This is a genomic window from Pseudoduganella ginsengisoli, assembly GCF_009720865.1.
GTDB classification, from domain to species: Bacteria; Pseudomonadota; Gammaproteobacteria; order Burkholderiales; family Burkholderiaceae_D; genus Rugamonas; species Rugamonas ginsengisoli.
Window position 1 is genome coordinate 1 of the sequence record NZ_WNLA01000054.1, and the last position, 6,672, is coordinate 6,672.

5 protein-coding genes are annotated in these 6,672 nt (G+C 53.9%); 2 read left to right on the forward strand and 3 right to left on the reverse strand.

The genetic code is table 11. The annotated features are described in order from the left end of the window. Nucleotides 1-1,543: 1,543 nt before the first annotated feature. Nucleotides 1,544-2,053, reverse strand: coding sequence for a hypothetical protein (locus GM668_RS30045; RefSeq protein WP_155442656.1), 510 nt, complete (start codon nt 2,051-2,053; stop codon nt 1,544-1,546). Between the two features lie 52 nt (nt 2,054-2,105). Beyond that, the gene (locus GM668_RS30050) at nt 2,106-2,369 is read right to left on the reverse strand and encodes a hypothetical protein (protein ID WP_155442657.1); all 264 of its coding nucleotides are present in this window, start codon (nt 2,367-2,369) and stop codon (nt 2,106-2,108) included. Between the two features lie 131 nt (nt 2,370-2,500). Here GM668_RS30050 and GM668_RS30055 point away from each other — a divergent pair, with 131 nt between their 5' ends. Together GM668_RS30055 and GM668_RS30060 are read left to right on the forward strand one after the other, a co-directional pair. Continuing rightward, on the forward strand, nt 2,501-3,148 hold the full coding sequence (locus GM668_RS30055) for an AAA family ATPase (RefSeq protein ID WP_229500133.1): 648 nt from the start codon (nt 2,501-2,503) through the stop codon (nt 3,146-3,148). 59 nt (nt 3,149-3,207) lie between these two features. Next, the gene (locus tag GM668_RS30060) at nt 3,208-3,480 is read left to right on the forward strand and encodes a hypothetical protein (protein WP_155442658.1); all 273 of its coding nucleotides are present in this window, start codon (nt 3,208-3,210) and stop codon (nt 3,478-3,480) included. 458 nt (nt 3,481-3,938) lie between these two features. On the opposite strand, the gene GM668_RS30065 is transcribed toward GM668_RS30060, so the two are convergent. Beyond that, nucleotides 3,939-4,802, reverse strand: coding sequence for a replication initiation protein (locus GM668_RS30065; RefSeq protein ID WP_155442659.1), 864 nt, complete (start codon nt 4,800-4,802; stop codon nt 3,939-3,941). Between the last annotated feature and the right edge of the window lie 1,870 nt (nt 4,803-6,672).

Consider the following 6,672-nt stretch of genomic DNA (forward strand, 5'->3'; position numbering starts at 1 on the left):
CCCCGTTTTGGACCCGGTTTTTGATCTCGGCGCTGGTTCCGTGGTGGCCGGGCCGGGACCGGCTGATTAGCCGTTTTTTGAATCCTGGGTGGGTAGGTGGATGCCAATCCGGGTTTGGAAGGCTCTAAGGGCCTTTAAAGCGGTTTGCAGGACGGTTGAATGGGTTGGTGTGGGCTGGCAGGTTTAACGTGGCTGGCGGGGCGCTGGACGGTCCTGGTGTGTGCCGGGCGCCAGCTGGGGAATAGCCGCGTGGTCGGATAGGTGTTTGGGATTGGAAATTTTTATCGTTGGAAAGGTTTGAACCTAGGGCGCGCGGTATGGCGGCGGGGTGGAATCAGAGAAAGCAGGCGATGAGCCTGCTTTTGCTGTTTCTGGAGGGGGCTGTTGAGCGGTTTTGAATGATGGATTGAATCGTTGAGTACCGGGAATAGTTTGGCCAAGGCGGTTTCATTGCTGGTGGAGGTTTTATATAGCGTTTTGAAGCGCTTGAATTGGTTTGGAATGGTGAAGTTAATAAAAATCCAGTCGCGGTTAGTAAAATTGAACGGTTTCCAGTAAATTTAATGGCGGGATGTGGTCTTGGAATTATTTCAACTTGGTTGCTTGGCTTGGTGATGGGCTGGAACAACGGCTGGAAATGGCCGCGTGAACGCTGCAGTGAATCGCCGGAGGGTTCCTGGATTATGTTTGCGTGTCGTCAAAATGCCATGGATGGGTTTGTGCCGAATAACTTTTACTGGTGCGGTGGGGAAAGGTAATGGTATGATGTTTTCACGGTGATTGATTAGCTCGACTTTCCGCCGAAAGCCCTGCAAGAAATTCAGAGCAAAACAAAAACCGCAGCGCTTCCCGCCCCAAGTCAGTTGAGTAGCAAATCAAATCGACCGAAGGCAATGTAAATGGCGGCGCGGTCTTCAGCAAAAGCGGCAAAACGGTAGCGAAACAAGTTGGCGGAGGTTCCGATAATCCGGTGATCAACTTAGATCACTGGTTTGACGCCCTGAAGCGGAAGATGAAAATGTCCAGCCGGAAGTTTTAAAAAGGCAAAGCAAACAGTGTGCCGGAATTAATTTCCGAAACGCTGGGAAGAAATAAAAAGCAGTCGCTGGCAACATGGAATCGATCCGGAAGAGTTGGAAATAATGTCCGGAAGAGTTCGAAGTTTTTACAATGTTGACAGATTTGAATTCCAATCCTACCTCATGATGAGAATCTCGCCGCTGTCTTTGCGGACGACTCATTGCCTGTCCTCTTCAATCAAATCAAATATTTAAGCTGAGACATTTTCTGTCTCATCCGGCATGGGCGTGCTGGCCGACGTTTCGCCATCGTCCAAGTGCGGGCGTGGCGGATGGCTGACAGTTGTCATCGTCATTGTCGAAAACTTATTATTATCAATGAGTTATGTTACGTGCGTCATCTGGCTCGGCTGTGGAAAGTTGTTCACCGCTGAGGTGTCCGGGGGGAGAGACGGGCGGGTTTGTCAGTGAAATTTTGGCTTTATTGGGGAATTTCTGGCTTCTTCTGGCTTCTTCTAGCCGTTTCAGTCAGTTTTGTGGGTTTTCGAGGCTGAAATGAAGTCGAAACGGTGCTGTTTCCACTCGTGGCCGTCGATCAGGCCCTCCTTGTAGAGGCGGTCGTAGCGGTAGAAAAAGGGGATGAAGGTGCCTGGCACTTCCCTTCTGGTGTAAATCACCACGGCGCATAGGGCCACTATCGCGACCGTGATGGCCAGCTCTGCCATGCTGCCGGTTTTCACCTGCCACCTCGCCTTGATTTCATCTCCTTGCAGGGCCTGGATGCGGGTTTCCAAGGCAGCCACCTGCTCCAGGTAGTGCACTTGCTCGCTGGTTTCGGCCACGCCTATGCGCACCCGTTCCTGGGCGCGCTTCTCCAGCGCTTGCAGCAGAGATAACTGACGGGTTTGCATGACCCGCTCGGCGCGGGCAGCGACCAGGCTGCCGACGGCCTCGGCGATCTTGCCCCGGCGCTCCGCTTCGCGGTTTCTCTCCTTGTCCAGCTCGGAGGCGGAGATCAGGGGAATCCTCGCCACTAGGGGGCGATGTAACGGTTGTCGCGGGTGGTTATCGTGCCTGTGGAGGGGTCTAAAGAGCTGTTTTGGGCGGCTTTTTTGTTCGCGAAGCGGCCTTCGACGTGTAATTCGTCCCGAAATCACGACTTTTCGGGCCGCAAGCCACGGTTAGCTCAAATAAACGCCAGAAATCGGGAATTTCAGGGCGTTTTAGCGGGGTTGACGGCGGTTTGTAACCGCGCTCGATACCATCAAACAACGGCACCGTCAGCGGCGGCTTCTCCAGGTCGGTACCGGCGCCGGGGGCCCCGGCCAGCAAGAGCATCAGGGCCAGCATGGCGGCCTTAGGTCTGGCGCGCGGCACGGCTGCTGTCAAAACAAAGACTATTCAAAGAATATCTTTTGAATATTCAAATAGCATTCAATCCAGCGGAATCCTGTATAGTCGTTCAACGTTATCCAGGAGGCATGATGGGTGGAAAAATCATCACGGTAGGGGCGATCAAGGGCGGGGTTGGCAAGACGACATTGGCGCTGAACATTGCGATTGCCCGGGCGTTGGCCGGGCGGGATGTCTGGCTGATTGATGCGGACCGCCAAGACACCGCGTCGACGGCGCTGGCCATCCGCGGCGAGGCTGGTCGGCAGCCGGCGATCGCGACCGCACACTATCCGGACGGCAGCCAACTGCGCACCCAACTGCGGCATCAGCGCGGCAAGTTCGAGGACATCATCATCGATGCCGGCGGCCGCGACAGCACGGCGCTGCGCGCTGCGCTGGTGCTGTCGGACTTGGTGCTGGTGCCGTTCCAGCCGCGCTCGTTGGACGTGTGGGCGGTGGCGGACATTGCCGCGCTGATTGAAGAGGCGCGCGCCCTGAATCCGGAACTGCAGGCGCTGGCGGTACTGAACTTGGCCGACCCGGCAGGTACCGACAACGATGACGCTGCCGCTGCCGTGGCGGACTATCCTGCGCTGCAGTACCTGAACACCCCGATCCGGCGTCGCAAGAGCGTGGCCAATGCGGCCGGCAACGGGTTGTCGGTGCTGGAGCAGACCCCGCGCGATGAGAAGGCCATCATGGAGTTGAATACATTGATGCAGTCCATATTTTGAATATTCATTAGATATTCTTTGAATATTCATCTGATATTCATTTATAGCGGAATTTGATCATGGCGATTAGGAAAAAACGGTTCGGTCCCCAGAAGGAGCATGCGCTGCAGAAGTTCATCGCGACAGCACCGGACGCGCCGCAGCCGAGCCAGCCGGCCAAGCCGGAGCCGGTGGCCAAAGCCCCGGACGAGGACAGTGTGCAGATCACACTGAGGCTGTCGCGTGCGGACCTGGAGCGGCTGACCGCGACGGCCAAACGGCAAGGTATTGCGCGGGCCAGCTACATCAAGCGGGCGGTGTTTTTGCAGCTGGCGGGGGATGAGGCGAAGTAGCTTGGTGGCATGATTTTCAAGAACTCCAGCGCTCTGGCCCTGCCAGAGCGATAAGGTTTTGCCAAGCCCCGCGCAAGGCGGGGCAAGGGTAGTTAGCTGCCGCGCGCCCGTCGTGCTTGGCCCGCCGCCGGATGGCGGCAGTCAGAGGTACAGCGTTCGCGACCGTCGCGCTCACGGCCGCGCTTCGCCGTCAGTCAGAAAAAGGCTACGCAAAAGGCACAGCCGCGCAGGGGTAAATCGCGGGCGAGGCCCGCGATTGAATACGCTGTACCAGTGGCTGAGAAGGCGCCGGCCGGAGGTGCTGGGTGAGTGAGGCTTCGTCACTACAGATTTCCGGTCCCTTGAGGACCGTAAATCTCTCGTCTTTTGGCAAAAAACGAGACTGTCAAAACCTCATAGTTCGACCCTCGAAATGTAATAGTTAAAGCCGAAATCCGCATGGATACTAGCTTTGCGGTCTATGCGACTGGATCCAGCGAAGCATCGATGCGCTGCTGGCCATTGGCCTCCAGCTTGTCGCGGTAGGCCTGATCTTCGGCGATCATCGGCCGGATCGATTCAATCGGCTCTTCTTCGAGGATGTCCATCGGCTGGAAAGTGAAATCGAGACCGACCACTTTCCTACCTTCATTCAAGGTTTTCCAAGTGATCAGCATGTTGTTCTTCTCGACCAGTTCACGGACCGCCGGCTCGATAACGCGGGTGCGGATCGATTTGAAGTTTTTCCGGTAGCACTCTGGCACTTCCATTGCCTTGCAGAAGTCATCCAGCGAAGGGTGGTAGACGCCTTTGCCGCGCCACGACTGGAAGAGTTCGAACAACCGCCACGAGTACATCGAGCGCAAGGCGGTTGCTTGCCTGAGCTTGTACTGGGTAAATTCCCCGCGCAGGTTGAACAGGTGCGGCACGATCTCATGCCACCAATCCAGTTCAATCCAGCCTTCACCCTTGTGGTAGCGTACCCCGCCTACCCACACGCATTGGTAGACCTCCGGCCCCTTCTTGGTGTCCCGGGTGGCAGTGATGTAGCGCCTAAACAGGTTTTTGGAGGCGGCCTGTAGCTGGTCATAGGCTGTGTCCAGGTCGACGTCGAAGGTTGCCGCATAATCAGCTGCAGAAAGGCGCACTAGCCACGCGCCACGCTCTTTGATGTCCTCCAGACTAGGTAGCTGGTCCGTCTTGGCGATACAAGCCGCTACGATGCGTTTTTCCGACAGGGAGAGCGCATGTGCGCTCCTGGCCAGCGCGTTGCTCATGTTGACTTGCATGTCACACAACATCTGCTCTTTGTTGAGCCTGATCATGTGCTGGGCTTTCTGCATTTTGCACCTATTGGGACATACTTTCCGGTTGCTAGGACATGGGAAAAGGTGTCCTATTGGGACATAGTTTCCGGTTATTGGGACTACTGTATTTAAGTGTACCATTATGATATTGGTACTCCGTTTGTCAAGTGTCCCAAAGACACGTTAACCGGAAAAAGTGTCCCAATACAACCGGAAAAAGTGTCCCAATACACCGGAAAAAGTGTCCCAATCTCTATATAGATAAAACAGATAAAACAAAAACCTTAAAACACTCATGGGCTGACGCCCTATTCGAACTGCTCCAGGCCCCCTAAAGGGGGCATAAAAAGACCCCCGCCCCTGCCGGGGACGCGGACCGCTGCGCATCGCTTCGCGACGCCCATCGTGACACTTTTTCAACTTCCCACGAGAAATTTCCTCTAACCCGCGAAAACGGTGTTGCGAAATCGCAAAGTTTCCGCTGCGGAACGGTCGCGCAGACCTTCGGCGGGCTACGGGGTGCCCCTACGGGGCAGTCCTGCCGGACCGGCCCCTACCGCCTCACCCGGCTAGCGCCGGGCTACGGGCACCTGCGCGCCGTGGCGTCGGCCGAAACCCCGCGCCCTCTCGGGACGCGGCGGCCGCCTGGGCCGCTGGTCAGTGTGTGCCGATGTCTGTCTTGCAACATTGGCATGGACCACGGGCGATGCGCTGCTAATGTTTTTAAAGGGTTTTTGTATTTTCGATTTTCAAAAATAACCGGCCGGATCGACCCCGCTTTAGCGGGGTTTGATTTGCGAAGCAAATTCGACCGGAGACAAGCGCCTATTGGCGCGCGTCAGGATATTATGTTGGCTTTATTATTTGAGTTAACAGGCGAGAACGGTTTTGGTTTTTGATTTGATCGTTATAAGTTTTTTGAAAATGATCAATTATTTTTGATGTGATGTTTATTGTGTTATAAAGGAAAATTTTCGTATTTTTGGTGCGCGAAAATATTTCGGTCTTGCGTGATTGATGATTTGTACGAAAAATGAAGGTTAGGAAAAGTGTTGTATATTATTTTTTTAAATGCAGATTTCACTATTGATTTTAATTTTTAATGGCGAAATCATCCTATTTAAATTGGCTTGATTCTTAATATGAAAAAATCGTTTCCAGTCTTATTGATTATTATTTTGATCGGTATGCGATTGAATTGGAATATTAAATGACGTGTTTTTGAATCAAAAAATACGAACTTTGAATCTCAATATCGAGTAATTTTAATTTTTGATGCACCGCTTGTGGTTTGCCACCAATTGATCCAGATTTGTTCGCACAAAAACCGTGGGTTGAATAGAAGCGACTGGTAACGAATTTTTATGATTGGCTGGTTGTCGAATAATTGGTGGACTTGGCGAAGTTAAAAACGCACTTGGCTGCTTTGATTAAGCGTCGATGGAATGGAAAACGAATGGTTTGATGCGTTTGTTTTCCAATATGAATAGTGAAATGTGGATTTATCGTGTTCTTTGTGCCGGACCTGGCTGGCTGCATAGAGGGCGCTGCGGGGCCGTAGCGGGGCTTGCAGAGGCATCCAGGAGGCTGTGGTAGGGTTCCGGGAGGGCGGGAATTTCGCCGCCGGGCGCGGCCGGATAATGCCGCAACGGGTAAAACCGCGAAAAGGGTTAATCCGGCTTCAATTGGCTTTAAGACCATTAAAACGGCCCTCCACCGGGTAAAAGGCGGGGTTTTATGCCGACGATTGGCATATACGTGCCAAGTATTGGCATAAAACCCCGTTTTGGACCCGGTTTTTGATCTCGGCGCTGGTTCCGTGGTGGCCGGGCCGGGACCGGCTGATTAGCCGTTTTTTGAATCCTGGGTGGGTAGGTGGATGCCAATCCGGGTTTGGAAGGCTCTA

Excerpts from the sequence above, each read along its gene's own strand:
- GM668_RS30050 (WP_155442657.1), bottom strand. The coding sequence starts at position 2,369 with ATGCTGGCCCTGATGCTCTTGCTGGCCGGGGCCCCCGGCGCCGGTACC.
- GM668_RS30055 (WP_229500133.1), top strand. The coding sequence starts at position 2,501 with ATGATGGGTGGAAAAATCATCACGGTAGGGGCGATCAAGGGCGGGGTT.
- GM668_RS30060 (WP_155442658.1), top strand. The coding sequence starts at position 3,208 with ATGGCGATTAGGAAAAAACGGTTCGGTCCCCAGAAGGAGCATGCGCTG.
- GM668_RS30065 (WP_155442659.1), bottom strand. The coding sequence starts at position 4,802 with ATGCAGAAAGCCCAGCACATGATCAGGCTCAACAAAGAGCAGATGTTG.